This is a genomic window from Runella sp. SP2 (assembly GCF_003711225.1).
Classification (GTDB): domain Bacteria; phylum Bacteroidota; class Bacteroidia; order Cytophagales; family Spirosomataceae; genus Runella.
This window is the reverse complement of sequence record NZ_CP031030.1, coordinates 6,095,760-6,113,438: the sequence shown is the minus strand read 5'-3', so window position 1 is coordinate 6,113,438 and position 17,679 is coordinate 6,095,760. Positions and strand designations below refer to the sequence as shown.

Sequence of the window (17,679 nt, the reverse complement as noted above, 5' to 3'; positions counted from 1 at the left end):
TTTCTTAACATTCTTCTACACATATCCAGTATTTGTAGGCACATACGGCAAGAGCTGCCACATCTTGCGTTCATTGGCGGTAATCACCTTTAAAACCGCCATAACCGATGAAACGCACACCTTATCTTTTTTTGCTCGGCTTACTTTGTTGGATTTCCTTCCAAAGCACAAGCCAAAACAACACTTCTACCTCCAAAAAGAAGCCAATCCTGCCCAATTACGAGGTTGTATTTCCTCAAAATCGGGTCAATACCCTCGAAATTACGTTGACGAAAGCCACATGGGATAGTGTACAAACTGATATGAAAAAGAAATTTGGAAACGAGTTTGGAAAAGGAAGTCGATTTCCAGGGCCAATGCCTAAAAACGGTGCTTTTCCCCCTCCTATGGGTGGCGTCCCCATGGGTGGAGGCCCTGCTCATTTTGGCCAAAGTGAACCTGAGTACGTCAGCGCTTCTTTAAAATTCAACGGCAAAAATTGGAATTCGGTTGGTTTTCGATTGAAAGGCAATTCTACCCTAATGATGTCGTGGGGGCAAGGCATTTACAAATTACCTTTTCGATTATCGTTTGATAAATTTTCACCTAAAGGGGCAACAAAGCCCTCATTTTACGGCTTTCATGAGTTAGCGATGTCACCTGCCGCCAACGACCCCTCACTTTTACACGAAAAAGTAGCCGCTGATTTGTTTCGCCAAGGCGGCGTTCCCGCCGCCCAAACGGCTTTTTATCGCGTATTTATCAATTTTGGAGAAGGCTTGAAATACTGTGGCGTTTATACCATGGTAGAAGTTATTGACGACACGATGGTTGGTACTCAATTTGGAGATACCAAAGGAAATATTTACAAACCCGAATCTACTTTTCAACAGTTTAATCAGGCGCAGTTTGAGAAGAAAAATAATAAAAAACAGGCAGATTACAGCGACGTTCGGGCGTTTGTCGCAGCCTTAAACGACTCAATCCGACTTACTTCCCCCGCCCAATGGCGTTCACAACTGGAAGCAACGTTCAATGTCGATCATTTTTTAAAATATTTGGCCATCAACAACGTCATTGGCAATTGGGATACCTACGGAGCCATGGCTCACAACTTTTACCTGTACAATTCTCCTACCAAAAAGCTTACATGGATTCCGTGGGACAACAACGAAGCCCTTTCGAACCGTGGCGGTGGTGGAATGTTTCCTTCTGCAATGGCGCGCAATGAAAGTAGTGCCCCTTCTGAAGGGTTCTTTCCGCCGCCGCCGATGGGAGGTAAAAAAGGCGGATTTGGCGGGAATGTTTCCCTCGACCTCTCGTCCGTTAGTAAGCAATGGCCATTGATTCGCTACCTAGCCGATGACCCTGTCTATTTTGTGCAGTACAAAAATTACGTCAAAGAGTTTACCCAACATCTATTTACAACTACCAACATGAAAAAGTTATTGGAACGTCAACATCGACTCATCGCCCCTTATGTAGAGGGTCAAGAAGTACGACCCTATTCTCAACTGCGCGATGTGACAAACTTCGGCCGTTCGCTTGAACAATTGAATCAATATGTAGCCTCCCAACGCCAAAAAGTAGAAGCGTTTTTACAAAAGCCCTAGCCCTCTTGCAACGTAACTATTTCTTTTAACGTAAACCTCATTGATACCGATGCCTCTAAACTCATATTCTGACACCTCTATGAAAATTGTTCGTTCCACGATTTTTGTGGCACTCATGGCCTTTGTTGTCACTTCTTGCAAAGATAAAGTGCAGGAAGTAACCCCTGGCGATGGCACTGCCGAAACCGCCAACCCCGACTGGACAACCGAGTCGCACAGTGGCGATGGCACCCCCAACTATGACATTGTCTTTCCACAAAGCCAAGTTAATACCCTCGAAATCACGATGACGGCCGCCGATTGGACAGCCATCAAAACCGATATGCAAACCCTCACAGGAACGGCTTTTGGCACGCGTAGCAGCGGTTCACAAGGTGGCGGCGGAGTACCAGGCGGCAACCCACCCAACGGAGGAAACGGCGGTGGCGCCCCTGGCGGTGGTGGCCTCGACCTCATCGGTGGCACCCCCATCTACGTAGCTACTACCCTCAAATTCAACGGAAAAGCATGGAACAAGGTAGGATTCCGCCTTAAAGGCAATTCAAGTCTTTCTTCGACTTGGGGCGCTGGTATTTATAAACTCCCCTTTCGACTAAAGTTTGATGAATTTGAAGACAAATATCCAGAAATTAACAACCAGCGCTTATACGGTTTCAAAGAATTGTCGATGTCGCCTGCGTACGCAGATAACTCGCTAATTCGGGAAAAAGTAGTGGCCGATATTTTTCGCATGGGAGGAGTAGCTGCCGCTCGTACGGCCTTCTATAAAGTATATATCAACTTTGGCGAAGGAGCCAAGTACTGTGGCATATATACCATGGTAGAGATTATTGACGATACGATGGTAAAAGACCAATTTGGCGAAACAAAAGGAAATATTTACAAACCAGAATCGACATTTCAGTCGTTTGTTCAATCACAGTTTGAAAAGAAAAATAACGAAACTGCGGCTGATTACAGCGATGTTCAGGCGTTTGTCACGGCCCTCAATAGTACCGACCGCACCACCAACGCCGCACAGTGGCGCGCTAATCTCGAAAAAACTTTCAACGTTGATAATTATTTAAAGTATTTGGCCATCAACAACACCATTGTCAATTGGGACTCGTACGGAGCGATGGCGCACAATTATTACTTGTACAACTCGCCAACGAACAAATTGACGTGGATTCCGTGGGATCACAACATGTCGATGACTAGCTCGGCAACGGGCGGAGGAATGAGCCGTTCGGCCGTGTCGTTGGCCATGACCGAAGTAGGCACGGGTTGGCCGCTCATTCGCAACGTCGCCGCTGATCCCGTTTATTACGCCAAATACAAACAGTACGTGCGTTCGTTTGCGGATAATGTTTTCACCACTGCCAAAATGAACGAGTTGTTTGAAAAATATACAACGCTCGTCACGCCGTACGTGACAGGCACCGAAAAAGAGGTTTCTCCTTACACCAACCTCACAAGTACTACCGCATTTACGGCATCTTTGGCCGAACTCAAACAGCATGTTGTCACTCGAAACCAAGCAGTTAATACTTTCCTTAAATAAAAAGTATATGTCGAACAGTAGCATCTTTGTGGCCTTATTGAGCATATCCGTTGGTTGGGCACAAAGCAAAAAGGAAGTAAAAAAGTACGACATTGTTTCTACCACCGAAACCATCGTCGAAGTCGTTGATGGAAAGGAAGTTACCAGAAATAATTCGTACAAAAAGTTTGACAAAGACGGCAACGTCATCGAAGAAGTGAAGTACGATAACTATGGCAAAATAGAAGAACGTATTGTACGCATCTTTGACAAATTCGATAACAAAACGCAGGAAATTACCTTCGATGCTACCAATCACCAACTCAAACGAGAAGTCTATAAATACAACGAACTAGGCGAAAAAATCGAAGAGTCAGAATTCAATTCAAAAAATCAACTGGTTAGTCGTGCGGTTTTTGTTGCCGACCGACGTGGCCTCAAATTGGAAAAGAAAACTTATGACGGCAAAGGCAAACTCATTCAAACTAAAAAATACCGTTACGACGACTGAGGAGTTGTTTGAGGCAATCAAGCAGCAAGCCAAGGCGTTTGAAGCGATTTCGTTGGCCGAAATGGACAGTGTAAAGCTGATGAACCGTACCGACGCCAAGTTTGTGATTCCGCTCGGAATGTTCTCAGTGATTCTCTCCGATTTGCTTCCTCATTACCGCATTTTGGAAGTAAATGGCTTGCGACTGGCCGACTATGAAACGTTGTATTTTGATACCGAATCCTTGCAACTTTATCACGAACATCAGTCGGGAAGGCTTAATCGCTACAAGATTCGTCAGCGTAACTACGTGCAATCAAACCTCATTTTTACGGAAGTTAAATTTAAGAATAATAAAGGGCGTACCATCAAAACACGAGTACGCCAACAACAACTTCCTGGCGAAAAGATGGAAGATAATGTTTGTGGTTTCCTACAACGGCTGACGCCGTTTGCTGCCACCGACTTACAGCCCGTTTTGTGGGTGGACTATACCCGCATGACCCTTGTAAGTAGAACTACTGCCGAACGGCTTACGCTGGATTTAAACCTGACGTTTCGAAACGAAAAGACAGTTAAAAATTATGCTCCAGTTGTCGTCGCCGAAGTAAAGCAAGAGTCGCTCAAACACTCGTTTTTTCTGGATCTGATGAAAAAGTATAAACTCAGAGAAGGGTCAATTAGTAAATATTGCCTGGGCATTATCAGCCTTTACAACCACGTCAAGTACAATCGGTTTAAATCAAAACTCAATCATTTACACAAACTAGCGCATGCTTTTTCTGCAAGAACTCACCACGCCTGATACCTTTGAGTGGTTTAATAAACTACCCGAAAAGTTTTTTGTACGTTTGCTCGTTGATGTACTCACCACAACGATTCTTGTGCGCCTCATTTATTACCGTATTTACCGCCGCACCGACTTATTTTTGACATTTTTTGGCTTCAATATCGTGATTTTTCTCATCACGTACCTTCTCAATAAAGTACAAATGTCGATGGGAGCTGCTTTTGGGTTATTTGCGGTTTTCTCAATGTTGCGCTACCGCACCGAGGGGCTGTCAGCCAAAGACATGACGTACTTGTTTATCGTGATTTCGGTGGGATTGATTTCGGCCATTATCAAAGGTAGTTGGGACGAATTAGGATTAGTTAACGGAATGATTTTATTGGTGGTGTGGCTTTTGGAAGGAAATTTGCTTATCAAAAGAGAGTTGACCAAAAACATCCAGTATGACCGCATCGAGCTCATCACGCCCGAGCGTCAGGAAGAATTATTGGAAGACTTACGCGTCCGAACAGGCTTGGCCGTACACCGCGTAGAAGTTCAAACGATGGATTTTTTGAAGGACTCGGCACTTATCATGATTTTTTATTACCAAGGAACGGTAAAAAATCAAGTGCTAAGGGTGGCTCACAACCCGACCGAATAGTGCAAGGGGCAAATAGCGAGGGGCAAGCCGTGTGCCGTGCTAAGGGTTGCTCATAACCCGCTCGAAGGAGGCAAGAAGTAAACCCAAAACTAAAAACAGGAAACCGTCAAAAAAATGAAAAAAATAGCAATCGCAGCCTTCGTATGTTTACCGTTTTTGGGAAAAGCCCAAGCAACGGACATTGGTTTGTGGTCGGGAGTAGGTGTGGAGAAAAAAATCACCAAATCGCTTTCAGTGAGTGTAAATACACAGTTCCGTTTTACCGATAACGTTTCCATCTTACGGGCATACCTGGGCGAAGCTGGCGTATCGTACAAACTTAACAAGCGCTGGGAAGTAAGCGGATATTATCGTTTTATAGGTCGTCGAAAGAGAAATGACGATAAAACAGGCTACGAATACCGTCCTTACCACCGTTTTTATGCCGACATTGCCTACGACCGTAAAATTTGGAAGCTAAAATTTGATTACCGTTTGCGATACCAAAACCAGTTTATGGACGACGATAGCGGCCTCGAAAACGACAAAAGCTATGTGCGTAACAAATTTGAAGTGTCTTACCCCAACCAATCGCGCTTCACCCCCTACGTTTCGACGGACTTTTTTTACCAGTTAGGCGGCGTTGGTTTTGATCAAATGCGAAACAAAGGCGGGATTGAGTTTGCCATCAACAAACGCAACAAAATTGATGTTTCAGGCTTTACGGATTACCGACTTCAAGGTAGTCAAGAGAATCGTTTTTTAATTGGTGTTTCGTATAAGTTGAAGCTTTGAGTTTTGTCAACTTTTAACCACTGCTAACCGTTCATTGTGCTATTATCACCTCTCTATGAGGCTATTTCTTTGTACGTTTAGGCTAAAAGTCTCCATTTAGCGTTATGTAGCTAAGAAGTTGTTTCTCTGCGAAGAGATTTCCCCATTTTTGATAAACATTAGCGATTCTCTCGTTATGAAAGTTTTCAAAAAATCAGTCTTGTTCTGTTTATTCTTTGTCATAAACAGAACAGAGGCACAAAGTCGGTTTGCCATAGCTCCTGTCGTAGGTTTTATTCAAGTCAATATAACCTCACGCAATTCTTTTTTAAATCCAGCTTCTCATGACCGAGGATATGGCCCATTGGTGGGCATCTTGGGATATTATTCCTTCACTTCAAAATGGTCTGTTTCGACGGGGGTAAACTACCATCAAATTCATTTAAAGCCCAATGAAAAAATAGAAAAACGGGGTTACTGGAATGTCCCAATTTTACTAAATTACAAAGCAATTCATCATACTTTTGCTCCCTATTTTTCTGTCGGTACAATCATAGCCACTCCTTCTACTTATCGCCCCAATCCCTCCACATCGTTAGACATTATCCTTGGTACAGGGTTACTTTATAAGCCTAATTCACGGGTAAGTTGGATTATTCAGCCGCAGTACCAAAAAGAAGTAATACCTCGACCCAATAATTTCATACCGACCAACTATCAGTCGTATAAGATTTCGCTACAGGTACAAGCCCTATTTCATCTTTAGTAAACAGACTAGAAACCTGTGAATAATGGGCACGAGGCAAAGTCTTTATCTTGAAAGCCCCGATACGCGTTCTCCAATGATGCGTAGGCCATCGAGGGTAAGACTGCGGTTTACTTCCACAAACTCGCCGTGAAGGGTATCAATAATCGACGAAAGCCCACCCGTTGCTAAGGCGATACAGTCGCCGTCGAGTTCCCGTCGAATCCGCGTAATCATGCCACGCACCAAGCTCTCGTAGCCGAGCAATATCCCCGCCTGAATCGCGTGCGTGGTGTTTTTACCAATGGCCGATTCGGGCAATTTGAGGGGCACTTCGGGGAGCTGAGCCGTGTTTGAAAACAAGGCTTTGACGGCAGTTTTTAGCCCAGGAGCAATGGCTACGCCCAAAATCCGTCCGTCACCCGAGACGGTCGTAAACGTAAGCGCCGTCCCAAAATCCACCACTACCGCATTGCGTCCATACTTGGTATAAGCCGCCACGGCGTTGGCCACCAAGTCGCTTCCTATCTCGTGCGGATGATCGATTTCTACTTTTAGTCCAGGATACACCTCTGGCCCAACGACCACGGGCGGCATCCCAAAAAGCCCCGACAACATACTCCGCAAAACGGGCGTCAGCGGTGGTACGACACTGCTCAGTACCGTCGTTTGTACGTCCGAAATCAACAAATTTGCCTCTAAAAAATGAAGGCGAAGTTTGGTTTCGTAGTGAGGCGCTGCTTCATCGGTGAGCGAACGTACCCGAAAAATATGCGTCCATTCATCGTTTTGCCATACGCCAAAAACGGTGTCAGTATTGCCTACATCAACGGCTAAAAGCATGATACAATTGAGGTTAGAATGATTGAAATTTGCGAGCGGATTCCATTCAAGAAAGCAGGTAGGGTAAAACGAGTACCCAATATTTACGCTTCTTTTTTCGTTTTATTCTTATTGGTTCTGCCCAAAGAGCCTTTATTTTGTAAATTATTAATTAACCAATGATGACGCTACTCCTTTTTTTAGACAAAACAAAATACTGATAATCAGCTGTTTTTACCTAAAACAAGGTTTTTTATTTTATTCTTTACTAGCGTTTCTTGAATCTAACCGCTTTTGATTTATGCGCAAATTAAGCGTTTTTTTATCCTTGTTCGTTCCTTGTATTGGATTTGCCCAAGATTTACCCGATTGGGAAAATCCTGCTGTCATTAGTAGAAATACCGAACGCCCTCATACAACGATTGTTCCTTTCAGCGACGAAGCCTCAGCGCTGAAATTTGACCGAGCGGCTTCTCCTTACGTCAAATCACTCAACGGTACGTGGAAATTCAAGTGGGTATCGCATCCTTCAAAAGTTCCAGGTGATTTTTTCCAACAAAATGTCAATACTTCTACTTGGGACGATTTGCCCGTGCCGTCCAATTGGCAAGTGGTAGGCGCTCGCGAAGGCCGCCCTTACGACCGCCCTATTTTTTCCAACATCAAGCACCCGTTTCCTGCCTCTCCGCCGCGCATCACCAGCGATACCAACTCCGTGGGGTTGTACCGCACCCAATTTAGCCTTCCTGCCAACTGGCAAGGCCGCGACGTTTTCTTGCATTTTGCAGGAGTTCAGTCGGCTTGCTATGTTTGGGTAAATGGCCTTCAGGTGGGGTATCACGAAGACGGAATGACGCCCGCTGAGTTTAATGTCACCAAATACCTACGCGGCGGCGACAATCAGCTGACGGTTCAGGTCATCAACTGGTCGGACGGTAGCTACCTCGAAGACCAAGATTTTTGGCGCATATCGGGGATTTTCCGCGATGTTTATCTTTATGCCACCCCCACGATTCACATTCGCGATTACTACGTAGTGACTGATTTGGACGATAACTACCAAAATGCAACGCTAAAAGTGGCGGCTTTTGTTAAAAACTTTTCGTCGCAAGTGCAAGATAAATACCAAGTTAAGTTCAAACTCTACGATCCTTCAGGCCGCCTTGTACAGGACGATTTGGTAAGAAACGTACCAATGATGGATCCGAAAGACGAGTCATACCTAAATTTAAACGTACCCATTACTTCCCCCGCTTTGTGGAGCGCCGAGGCACCCAATCTTTACAAATTACTCATTCAAGTGATAGACGGCGAAGGGCGTACCGCTGAAATATTAAGTACCCGCGTTGGTTTCCGTGAAGTGAATCTTCGCAATGGTCAGCTATTGGTCAATGGCAAAGCGGTGAAATTTAAGGGAGTCAATCGCCACGAGTTTGACCCAAACACAGGTCGTGTCATCAGTCGCGAATCCATGATTAAAGACATTGTGTTGATGAAACAGCATAACATCAACGCCGTTCGTAGCTCACATTACCCCAACGACCCACTTTGGTATGACCTGTGCGATGAATACGGTCTGTATGTCATCGACGAAGCCAATATCGAAAGCCACGAGCTTTGGCAACAAAAAGGAATTGTTTTAGCGGCCAACGCCGACTGGAAAGACGCCTTTGTAGCCCGTGGGAAAGCCATGGTGGAACGTGATAAAAACCACCCTTCTATCGTCATTTGGTCGTTGGGAAATGAATCAGGAATGGGTGGAAATTTTGACAGCATGGCCGAAATCATCCGCCTCATCGACCCTACCCGTCCGCTGCACTACGAAGGTCGCTCCAACTACCCCAAAACCTTTGAAGACGTGGATCAGCCCGTGACGAAGTACGACATCAACGGCACGATGTATCCTTCGGTCAAAGTGATGGAAGCCATGGCCAAAAAAGACCCTAATCGCCCGTTGATTATTTGTGAATACGCGCACTCGATGGGAAATAGCGTCGGAAATTTGAGCGACTACTGGGAGCTTATTGACAAAAACCCCCGAATGCAAGGTGGGTTTTTGTGGGATTGGGTGGACCAAGGTTTAACCCTCAAAGACAAAGCGGGAAATTGGTACATCGATCACGTTAATCGCATTGATGGCGCCAACGCAGGCGACGGTTTGGTTAATCCTGACCGCACGCCTCAGCCCGAAATCAACGAAGTAAAACACGTATATCAATACATCAAGTTTTCGCCAAAAGATACGCTTTCGGCCCAAAATCAAGCCATTACACTCCAAAACACCTACAATTTCTTGAGCTTAAAGCCTTTCAAGTTGACGTGGCAGCTTCTCGAAAACGGCAAAGTTGTACAGCAAGGCGACATCAATGACCTCAATGCTGCCCCTGGCGCAAACCAATCGCTTTCTATTCCCTTTTCTATGCCGACTTCGGGCGGGGAGTATTTTCTAAATCTTAGTGTCAAACTCAAAGAAAACACCGCATGGGCGCAAGCAGGGCACGAAGTGGCTTTTGAACAACTATACATCAAAAATAGCTACCCAACGGCCAAAACGGTGGTGACGTGGCCAGCCAATGCGACTGTCAAGGTAGGGCTGGTTCGTGGCGGAGGGATTCAGTTGACCAATCCCCAGTTCAAAATCATCTTCGACCGCAAAGTAGCGGGTATCAGTTCTTTTATTTACAAAAACCGTGAACTCATCGCCAAACCGCTCCAGCCTAACTTTTGGCGAGTGCCTACCGACAATGACGAAGGGGGCGGAAAAGACTCCTTTGCAGCACGTTGGAGAGCTGCAGGGTTAGACAGCCTTCGCCGTTTAGGGGGTGATATTCGTATTGAGCAAGTAAGCCCTTCTGTCGCAAAAATTCACACTCAAAGCACGTGGGTAGGTCGTGCAGGGGTCAATTTTGTCGTAAAAACGACTTATACTGTCTTTGGTTCAGGAGATATTGACGTCAGAAACACCATTACGGTCAATGGCAACAACGTACCTCCACTTCCCAAAGTGGGAATGCAAATGCAACTTCCTGCTTCGTTCCGTAACCTTACGTGGTATGGACGCGGGCCGTTTGAAAGCTACCCCGACCGCCTTTCGGCCGCGCAGGTTGGTGAATACAGCGGTACCATTGCCAGCCAGCATTTCCCTTACATTATGGCGCAAGAAAACGGCAACAAAAGCGATGTTCGCTGGGCTGCCGTGACGGATTCGGTTGGTTTTGGATTGGCTGTAATGGGCAGTCCAGCGTTTAATTTTAGCGCTCACGACTATACAGACGCCGACCTACTCGCCGCAAAAACTACGCAGCAACTTCCCCACGGACAGGTGAGTGTGTTGAATTTTGATTATAAATTAATGGGGCTAGGTGGTGACGATAGCTGGACACCACGCACGCACGAAGAGTACCTTTTGACCGATAAAGAATACGCTTACTCATTCCGTTTGCGGCCATTTGATGCGGGTACATCGTTGAATGTGATTACCCAATCGGTATTACCAGAAATAGCTGTTCAATCACAAGCAACTTCAGAGCTAGGGGCTCCCGCGTCAATTGTGAAAGAAGAATTGTCAGGACAAGAAGCTCTTGACGCCCAAGAAGCTGCGATTCGCAAAGCAGAAGCACGCAAATACACCAAGAAAAAAAGCTATCGTAAAAAGTCTTCTTCTAAAAAGAAGCGTAAGAGATAGTGTAGTGAGTGGTCGGGTTGTGAGCAACCCTCTCCACAACAAAAAGCCCAACTCCGAGGAGTTGGGCTTTTTGTTGGTTCACCAATAACAGATAACCGCGCTACTTAGTAACTCAAAATCGTAAACTCTGTACGACGGTTCTTTTGGTGTTCTTCTTCAGTTTGTGCTTTCTTGATAATCAAGCGCGTTTCGCCGTATCCTTTGGCCTCCAATCGGTCTTTTTCAACACCTTTTGAGACAATGTAATCAACAGCCGACTGCGCACGATTTTGTGAAAGTTTATTATTGTACGCATCTGACGAACGGTCGTCGGTATGTGAACTCAATTCAATTTTTACCGTTGGATTATCTTTCAAAATCTGAACCAGCTTGTCAAGCTCTACGGCAGCATCAGCGCGGATGTTGAACTTATCCAAATCGTAATAAATGTTTTCAAGCACAAACGTCTTGTTTAGCGCCAAACGGTCAAGTTTGAACGCTACGTAAAAGGTCGTGTCCATCGTCAGTTTTTTACGAAAAATCTGCGGAATGGCCTTTCCTGCCATCGAGAAAGCATCGCGTTTTGTGATGTAGCCCTTACGTTCAATCAAAAGCGTATAATCTTTCCCTTCTTCCAAGGGGAACGTCCCAAAAATACCTCCATCGCGGCTGATTCCTTGTCCTACCAAGCTATCCGAGCTTACTTCGTACATTTTCACAATGGCCGAATCAAGCGTTGCAGCAGGCGTATCGTTTGAACTTACCGTTCCTGCTAAGAAATAATTAACGATTTTAGGAGGCTCAGGTTTACCAACGGTACGGCGGCGTGGGTCATCAATCGGCAACTTTTCCAATTCGGCCAACTGCGTCGAATCCAGTCCCACACTTTCATCCTCAAAAAGATAAATATCATCGTCGCCTTTTCCACCCGTACGGTTAGAAGCAAAAAAGCCAAAACGCATTTCATCATCGACATATACCATTCCAAAATCATCAAAACGGGTGTTGATTGGTGGCCCAAGGTTCTCGACCGTAATCACTCCTTGCGAACGGGTAGCGACGAACACATCCAATTTCCCTAGTCCTGGATGGCCATCCGAAGAGAAATAAAGTTTTGAGTCGGGGCCTACGTAAGGAAACATTTCGTCGCCTGGGGTATTTATGTCTTTGCCCATATTAACGGGCTTACTAAAACGCCCCGAGGCATCCATGTTGGCCCGATAAATGTCAATTCCTCCCACTCCGCCTGGGCGATTAGAACAGAAATACAACGTCCGTCCATCGCGCGAGAAAGCAGGGTTAGCGTCCCACGAAGCGGAGTCACTCACGGGAATCATGCGCGGTTCTGACCACTTTCCACTGACCAAACGGCTCAGGTACAAATCGCAGTCGGCCGTTCCTTTTTTGCCCCCCGTATTGGCACGCGAAAACACCACAGTTTTGCCATCTTTGGTAAAAGTCACGTCGGCTTCGTTGACACCTTCCAAGAAAGACGCAGGGCTAAATGGCTCGGCTTCACCTGAGGTTTCGGCGTACTCGTCGGCGAGTTTTACTTTATAAATCCCCAACATCGGCATACCATTTGTTTTGTAAGCGGTATTTTTTCGAGTAGAGGCAAAAATCAGATTTCCATCTTTTACGAAAGGGCCATATTCCCCGCCTGCGGTATTCAACTTTTCGAGGTTTTGCACCCGATAAAACGTCTTTTTATCTCGCAAAACGTCAATCGAACGCAGCGTATATAGCTCCCGATTGGCCTTTTCCACGTTTACTTTGTTAGTAGGATTGCTGGCCAAATATTTTTCCAATTGCTTGGCGGCCTCCACGTACTCGCCCGAGGCTTTGAGCATGTACGCATAATGGAAAGGTATTTCGGGGTCAGGATTGCCCGCTTCTAACGCCTTTTTGTAGTAAGGAGCGGCTAACTCGAAACGGTTAGATAAACGGTACGATTCGGCCAATAAGTAATTGGTACGCGAGGGTTCGTAGTTAGCATTTGCAACGGTGCGGAGGTCTTTGATAGCCAACTCATACTCCCCTTTGTCAAACTTAGAAATACCCTCCTTAAACATTGACTGGGTGGAGTTACAAGCCGTGAAGAGGGTTAAGCAACCCACAAAGGCCAAACTGGGTATAAAGAAATGCTTTTGCATAAGCGATCGGGACAAAACGTAAGCGGCTAATTTAACGAAATCGTTTTTTTCTGCTAAACTTTAACGCTAAAAGTTGCTGAAATGTTGCATTGGTTCTATATCATAAAAAAACGCTGACAGCTTAAAAATACTGTCAGCGTTCTTTATTGTAAGCTATTTAGCTTAGAAAATCCAACGGAAAAAGACATACAAGGTAAATGACAAGAAAATCGAGACAGGCAAAGTAAGCACCCAAGCCATCAAGATATTACGCACGGTTTTGGCTTGGAGGTTTTTAATCCCTTTACTGGCCACCATCGTACCCGCAATCCCCGACGAAAGCATGTGGGTCGTACTTACTGGTAATCCAAAACCCGAAGCAATCCCGATACCCATACTTGCCACCAATTCGGCCGAAGCACCCTGGGCATACGTCAAGTGCGACTTACCGATTTTTTCGCCTACTGTCACGACAATACGCTTCCAACCGACCATCGTCCCTAAGCCCAACGACAACGAAATCATCAATACCACCCAAAAAGGTGCGTAATCTGTCAAACGGCGAAGTCCTTTTTTGTCGTCCGTGTTTTCTTTGATGATTTTCTTGTCTTGGTCGCTCATACTCACCGACTCGCTGTCCATCAATTTTTTCAAACTGCTGTTAATCACCAAAATATCACGACGAGCTTCTAGGCGTGCGTTGGGTTCTATATGTCCCGCTGAGTCGGCTGCGCTAATCACTTTCATCAAATCTTTGGTGCTACCGTTGACTTTTGCCAAACGCTTTTTGTCTTCAATTCCCAGCAGTGTTGTGTCAATTTTGCTCATCGTTTGTTCAATCGCCACCAAGTTATCTTTTACCATACGTGGATCAATCTGGTCGTTTAACGAAAAGTAAGCAGGTACGACCCCAATCAAAATCAACATTACCAAACCGACGCCTTTTTGTCCGTCGTTGTTGCCATGAAAAAAGCTCACGCCCGTGCAAGTCAAAATTAAAATCGCACGAATCCAAGTCGGAGGTTCTTGGGTTTTCTTAGGTTCGCTAAATACTTGTTCGCGTGCTTCCTTGTTAAGAGCACGACGCAATGTAAACATCAACACCACCGCCAAGCTGAAACCTACCAACGGAGAAAGCAACAATGAAGCAAAGATTTCGGTTGCTTTGCTCCAGTTAACCCCTGCGCCGTCGGCCGCCTCGGGCATCATCGAAAACGCCAAACCAACCCCCAAGATTGACCCAATCAAGGTGTGCGAACTGGATGCTGGCAAGCCAAAATACCACGTACCAAAGTTCCAGATGATAGCACTCAACAGCAGCGCTAACACCATGGCAATGCTATGGTAGATATTTTGATCTATCAGTAGCTCCACGGGCAGCAAGTTGACGATACCCATCGCCACGGCAATTCCTCCCAAGAGTACCCCTAAAAAATTACAAAATCCTGACCACACTACCGCCGTTGTTGGCTTGAGTGAGTTGGTATAAATAACCGTAGCTACGGCGTTGGCAGTGTCGTGAAAACCATTCACAAACTCAAATGCACAAGCGCACAAGATACAGATAAACAGGAGGATGAAGATGTCAGTCTCTAAGCCAAACATGATTTTTTAAATAAAAGTGAATTAATGAGACGCCTTCTTTTTAAAAAGCGATTCCACATTGGACAGTACAAAGTTCAGTTGCAAAATATTATTCAAATCGACGTTGTTCTTGTCGGTATTGTTAAATCTAAAAATGGTTTGCTGCATATACGATGCTTCCACGCTATAGTGGTGATTGAGGCGATAACCCAACCCAACCAATACCCGATTTTGGTCAAATAAATGTAGGTTACTGATATTCTTTCCCATATTTACAAAAAGCTCGTTGTATGCTTGTGCATACAGAGTTTTGTCTGCCATTTGGGCGTGGTTAAGCGGCCAGGTCAGCTTAGCTTGGTAGCGAAAACGCTCGCGGTAGCTCGTTTCCGAAAAGTCGCCACCATACACAAACGATTTATCGTTCAGTTCTTGGTTTTTACCCAGCCAACGAAACTCATAGCGAAAACGGTGGTCAACCCGAAGACGTCCTAGGTTTTGGGTCAGAATAACTTGCGGCGACACGCGCAATTCCGAGAAAAATGCAAACGGCTTTCCCTCAGCAAAACGATTGGAACCAATCCATCCGAAAGGCATCAACGATACTCGAACGTTGGGATTGACTTGGTAATGAATAAACGGGCGAAAAATGTGCTGATTGAGGTTATTGTAGGGGTTGCCCGTGGTCGTTTCTGATTTGTATGCTCCTTGCATATCCTGACGACGGTGCTGGTTTTCTAACTGCCAAGAAAATTTACCCGCAATTTTCCCCGAGATGTTCACATCTGTCCAACCATTCGCAATGTGATAATAGCGTCGTGGGCTTTGTGAAACGGATGGCAAAGAGGTAGAAACCATAATAAGGAAAAGCGCCCCGATAAAATTTAGAATGAAAGTTCTGTTCGGTAAAAAAATGTGTTCTGACGTACAGAACAGCAAACAACGAATTGATGTCATTGAATGATGTGCAAAATTAAGAATGAGAGTGTGTAGTAAGTATGTGTCGAGTATTACCAAATTGTTAAATTCAAGCACAACAAGCTCGAAGTTTCTTACTTAGCAGTCTCTTTTTGAAAGCGATGTCAGAATTTTATTGCTGTCTTTGGTCAATTTTCGATTCAAAAATGGTGTCAGTGCAGGGATGCTGTAAAATTTCATTTGTTACCAAATTGTTAATTTTGTGTTAATTTTTCAAAGGTCAGGTTTTCAGCGAGTTGTATTTACTTTGAGACACTTCTCCCGAACTTTTTTCTAAAAAAAATGGCACAATAAACCCGAACCATCCACAAAATTATTGATTATCAATATTTTAACAAACAAAAAAGCACAAAAAGGAAGGAGATTATCTCCCTTTTTGTGCCACTGATAAAAAAGTAAAGACGAAAGCTTAACCTAAAAAAGTGAAGAGACTAAAACGCGACGCCTACTCCAATGTTAATAAATTGTTACGTATTGACTAAAAGTTAAACTGCGCCTGGAGCCGCAACAAGCTCCCCTTCTGATGATTTTGGGGTAATTTACTATCTTCAAACACACGGTCTGATATAGTATAGAGCGCCGTTAGCTCAAAATAATCTTTCCATTGCCACTCTACTCCCAGCTCTATGTCATTTACGATATAGCGGCGAGCATCTATTTCTTGTTTTTTTCCGCCATGATAATATTGATACTTAGCAAAGGGCATCAACTGATGATTCGGACAATTATAACGATACATCACTTGGGCATAACCTCCCCAAAGTTTTTTTAGTTGGGTAGTCATGGTAGCGGGGTCAAACTCTGGCCCTTTGCCTACATTATACTCTGCTTGAAAGCCAAAAGGTTGAGGATAAACAACCAATGAGGCTGCCGCACGGCGGTCATCAAACAACGTTTGGGTACCTTTATTGGCTGCATCTTTCTCAATGGTATATTTCCCACTATATCCCTGAATACTAGCTTCCACGTACTGGCCATTCTTGAATTTAAAGGGATAAGTGAGGCGGGCCACAACGTGGGAGTTATTGTTGACTTCTGCCCTGTTAGCGGTTTGGCCATTGTAAACACCCAACCCAAAAATGCCATAGTCGCCGCTGCCTTTTAAGCCTGATTTTACCAAGAAGGCAAAACGTTCTCGGATGTTGGCATTAGCCCAATAAAACATTACACCCAAATCGCGCTCGTTGGCCACTGAACTATTGAGGGCATCAACCCGATCAAGCGAAAGGCGATTTTGCGAAGATTGCATGTTTTCAAATCCGTAAGGGACTTTGCTTTGCCCAACCCGAAAGCGAAATTCCTTTTTTGAATCAACTGCTAAATCAAAATACGCATCCCGAATCTGAAAGCTGTGTTGAAATGAATTGCTTACGTTAGAAGCAAAATCAGGCTGCACGTAGATGTACAAACGGTCGGAAACATCACCCGAAAGGATGAGCCGTCCACGGCGCACAAAAAAGCCGCCATTTTCGCCCCATGATCTGTCGCACTGTTCACATTTCAACTTAGAATTAGTTTCAAAAAGGCGATTGTAACGAACCTGCGCATAACCGCGAAGACTAATCCGTTCAAACCATTTTTTTGCTAAATCTAGTTTCAGTCCTGTACTTTCTTTGGGCTTTTCTACCTGAGAATAAGACGATTGGCCAAGGCATAGCCCCACCAAGAAAGCAGCGCTTCCTAAGTACTTTTTCATTTCCAGATGTCAGAGTTGTATTGGTGTCTTGGGTTAATTGTCGGTGCAAAATTACTGTTTCCCAAATGTTGCTACATTATTAAGTTTGTTACCAAATCATTAATTTTATATTATGTTTTGCAGCAATTTACATTACGTTTTATAATGATTGGGAGCCATCTTCTTGTATAAAACATTAGTTCAAAAAGGGAGATATTATTTACCCAAGCACCTGATAATCAAAAATTTACTTAAAAAAAAGAAGAAGATAAACGTTTTTTTGAAGAGAAAA

At 44.7% G+C, this 17,679-nt stretch carries 13 protein-coding genes; 8 read left to right on the top strand and 5 right to left on the bottom strand.

Annotated elements, in window-relative coordinates; translation table 11 throughout:
* Positions 1 to 107 precede the first annotated feature (107 nt).
* The 7 genes from DTQ70_RS24605 (at position 108) to DTQ70_RS24575 (ending at position 6,556) form a co-directional block, all read left to right on the top strand.
* Entirely contained in the window at positions 108 to 1,592 is a 1,485-nt protein-coding gene (locus tag DTQ70_RS24605) for a CotH kinase family protein (RefSeq protein ID WP_122933252.1), read from the top strand.
* A 49-nt stretch (positions 1,593 to 1,641) separates the two neighbouring features.
* The gene (locus DTQ70_RS24600) at positions 1,642 to 3,135 is read left to right on the top strand and encodes a CotH kinase family protein (protein ID WP_229600007.1); all 1,494 of its coding nucleotides are present in this window, start codon (positions 1,642 to 1,644) and stop codon (positions 3,133 to 3,135) included.
* Between the two features lie 7 nt (positions 3,136 to 3,142).
* Positions 3,143 to 3,625 carry a hypothetical protein gene (locus DTQ70_RS24595; RefSeq protein ID WP_122933250.1) on the top strand — a complete coding sequence of 161 codons (483 nt, stop codon included), beginning with the start codon at positions 3,143 to 3,145 and terminating at the stop codon, positions 3,623 to 3,625.
* Positions 3,573 to 4,409, top strand: coding sequence for a polyphosphate polymerase domain-containing protein (locus DTQ70_RS24590; protein WP_122933249.1), 837 nt, complete (start codon positions 3,573 to 3,575; stop codon positions 4,407 to 4,409). Before DTQ70_RS24595 ends, DTQ70_RS24590 begins: the two co-directional genes overlap by 53 nt.
* Positions 4,378 to 5,037, top strand: coding sequence for a DUF4956 domain-containing protein (locus tag DTQ70_RS24585; RefSeq protein WP_122933248.1), 660 nt, complete (start codon positions 4,378 to 4,380; stop codon positions 5,035 to 5,037). Before DTQ70_RS24590 ends, DTQ70_RS24585 begins: the two co-directional genes overlap by 32 nt.
* Before the next feature lie 114 nt (positions 5,038 to 5,151).
* Positions 5,152 to 5,811, top strand: coding sequence for a DUF2490 domain-containing protein (locus tag DTQ70_RS24580; protein WP_122933247.1), 660 nt, complete (start codon positions 5,152 to 5,154; stop codon positions 5,809 to 5,811).
* A 175-nt stretch (positions 5,812 to 5,986) separates the two neighbouring features.
* Positions 5,987 to 6,556, top strand: coding sequence for a hypothetical protein (locus DTQ70_RS24575; RefSeq protein WP_122933246.1), 570 nt, complete (start codon positions 5,987 to 5,989; stop codon positions 6,554 to 6,556).
* Positions 6,557 to 6,601: 45 nt separating this feature from the next.
* Here the strand turns inward: DTQ70_RS24575 and DTQ70_RS24570 are convergent, their stop codons facing one another.
* Positions 6,602 to 7,378 carry a type III pantothenate kinase gene (locus tag DTQ70_RS24570; RefSeq protein WP_122933245.1) on the bottom strand — a complete coding sequence of 259 codons (777 nt, stop codon included), beginning with the start codon at positions 7,376 to 7,378 and terminating at the stop codon, positions 6,602 to 6,604.
* A gap of 280 nt (positions 7,379 to 7,658) precedes the next feature.
* Here DTQ70_RS24570 and DTQ70_RS24565 point away from each other — a divergent pair, with 280 nt between their 5' ends.
* Positions 7,659 to 11,042 carry a glycoside hydrolase family 2 TIM barrel-domain containing protein gene (locus tag DTQ70_RS24565; protein ID WP_122933244.1) on the top strand — a complete coding sequence of 1,128 codons (3,384 nt, stop codon included), beginning with the start codon at positions 7,659 to 7,661 and terminating at the stop codon, positions 11,040 to 11,042.
* A 104-nt stretch (positions 11,043 to 11,146) separates the two neighbouring features.
* Here DTQ70_RS24565 and DTQ70_RS24560 read toward each other — a convergent pair whose 3' ends face one another.
* From DTQ70_RS24560 to DTQ70_RS24545, 4 genes are all read right to left on the bottom strand, one after another.
* Positions 11,147 to 13,174 (bottom strand): OmpA family protein, encoded by a 2,028-nt coding sequence (locus tag DTQ70_RS24560; protein WP_122933243.1) that lies wholly within the window; start codon positions 13,172 to 13,174, stop codon positions 11,147 to 11,149.
* Between the two features lie 162 nt (positions 13,175 to 13,336).
* A complete protein-coding gene (locus DTQ70_RS24555; RefSeq protein ID WP_122933242.1) occupies positions 13,337 to 14,758 on the bottom strand; it encodes an inorganic phosphate transporter in 1,422 nt (473 codons plus the stop codon).
* 21 nt (positions 14,759 to 14,779) lie between these two features.
* The gene (locus tag DTQ70_RS24550; protein WP_164490193.1) at positions 14,780 to 15,592 is read right to left on the bottom strand and encodes a DUF2490 domain-containing protein; all 813 of its coding nucleotides are present in this window, start codon (positions 15,590 to 15,592) and stop codon (positions 14,780 to 14,782) included.
* A gap of 598 nt (positions 15,593 to 16,190) precedes the next feature.
* Positions 16,191 to 17,408: a porin gene (locus tag DTQ70_RS24545; RefSeq protein ID WP_122933240.1), complete on the bottom strand. Its 1,218-nt coding sequence runs from the start codon at positions 17,406 to 17,408 to the stop codon at positions 16,191 to 16,193.
* Positions 17,409 to 17,679: the final 271 nt, after the last annotated feature.

What these genes read in the sequence shown, in the direction of transcription:
- DTQ70_RS24550 (WP_164490193.1), bottom strand. Translation starts at nt 15,592, where the DNA reads ATGGTTTCTACCTCTTTGCCATCCGTTTCACAAAGCCCACGACGCTAT.
- DTQ70_RS24595 (WP_122933250.1), top strand. Translation starts at nt 3,143, where the DNA reads ATGTCGAACAGTAGCATCTTTGTGGCCTTATTGAGCATATCCGTTGGT.
- DTQ70_RS24570 (WP_122933245.1), bottom strand. Translation starts at nt 7,378, where the DNA reads ATGCTTTTAGCCGTTGATGTAGGCAATACTGACACCGTTTTTGGCGTA.
- DTQ70_RS24605 (WP_122933252.1), top strand. Translation starts at nt 108, where the DNA reads ATGAAACGCACACCTTATCTTTTTTTGCTCGGCTTACTTTGTTGGATT.
- DTQ70_RS24580 (WP_122933247.1), top strand. Translation starts at nt 5,152, where the DNA reads ATGAAAAAAATAGCAATCGCAGCCTTCGTATGTTTACCGTTTTTGGGA.
- DTQ70_RS24585 (WP_122933248.1), top strand. Translation starts at nt 4,378, where the DNA reads ATGCTTTTTCTGCAAGAACTCACCACGCCTGATACCTTTGAGTGGTTT.
- DTQ70_RS24575 (WP_122933246.1), top strand. Translation starts at nt 5,987, where the DNA reads ATGAAAGTTTTCAAAAAATCAGTCTTGTTCTGTTTATTCTTTGTCATA.
- DTQ70_RS24560 (WP_122933243.1), bottom strand. Translation starts at nt 13,174, where the DNA reads ATGCAAAAGCATTTCTTTATACCCAGTTTGGCCTTTGTGGGTTGCTTA.
- DTQ70_RS24565 (WP_122933244.1), top strand. Translation starts at nt 7,659, where the DNA reads ATGCGCAAATTAAGCGTTTTTTTATCCTTGTTCGTTCCTTGTATTGGA.
- DTQ70_RS24590 (WP_122933249.1), top strand. Translation starts at nt 3,573, where the DNA reads ATGACGGCAAAGGCAAACTCATTCAAACTAAAAAATACCGTTACGACG.
- DTQ70_RS24545 (WP_122933240.1), bottom strand. Translation starts at nt 17,408, where the DNA reads ATGAAAAAGTACTTAGGAAGCGCTGCTTTCTTGGTGGGGCTATGCCTT.
- DTQ70_RS24555 (WP_122933242.1), bottom strand. Translation starts at nt 14,758, where the DNA reads ATGTTTGGCTTAGAGACTGACATCTTCATCCTCCTGTTTATCTGTATC.
- DTQ70_RS24600 (WP_229600007.1), top strand. Translation starts at nt 1,642, where the DNA reads ATGCCTCTAAACTCATATTCTGACACCTCTATGAAAATTGTTCGTTCC.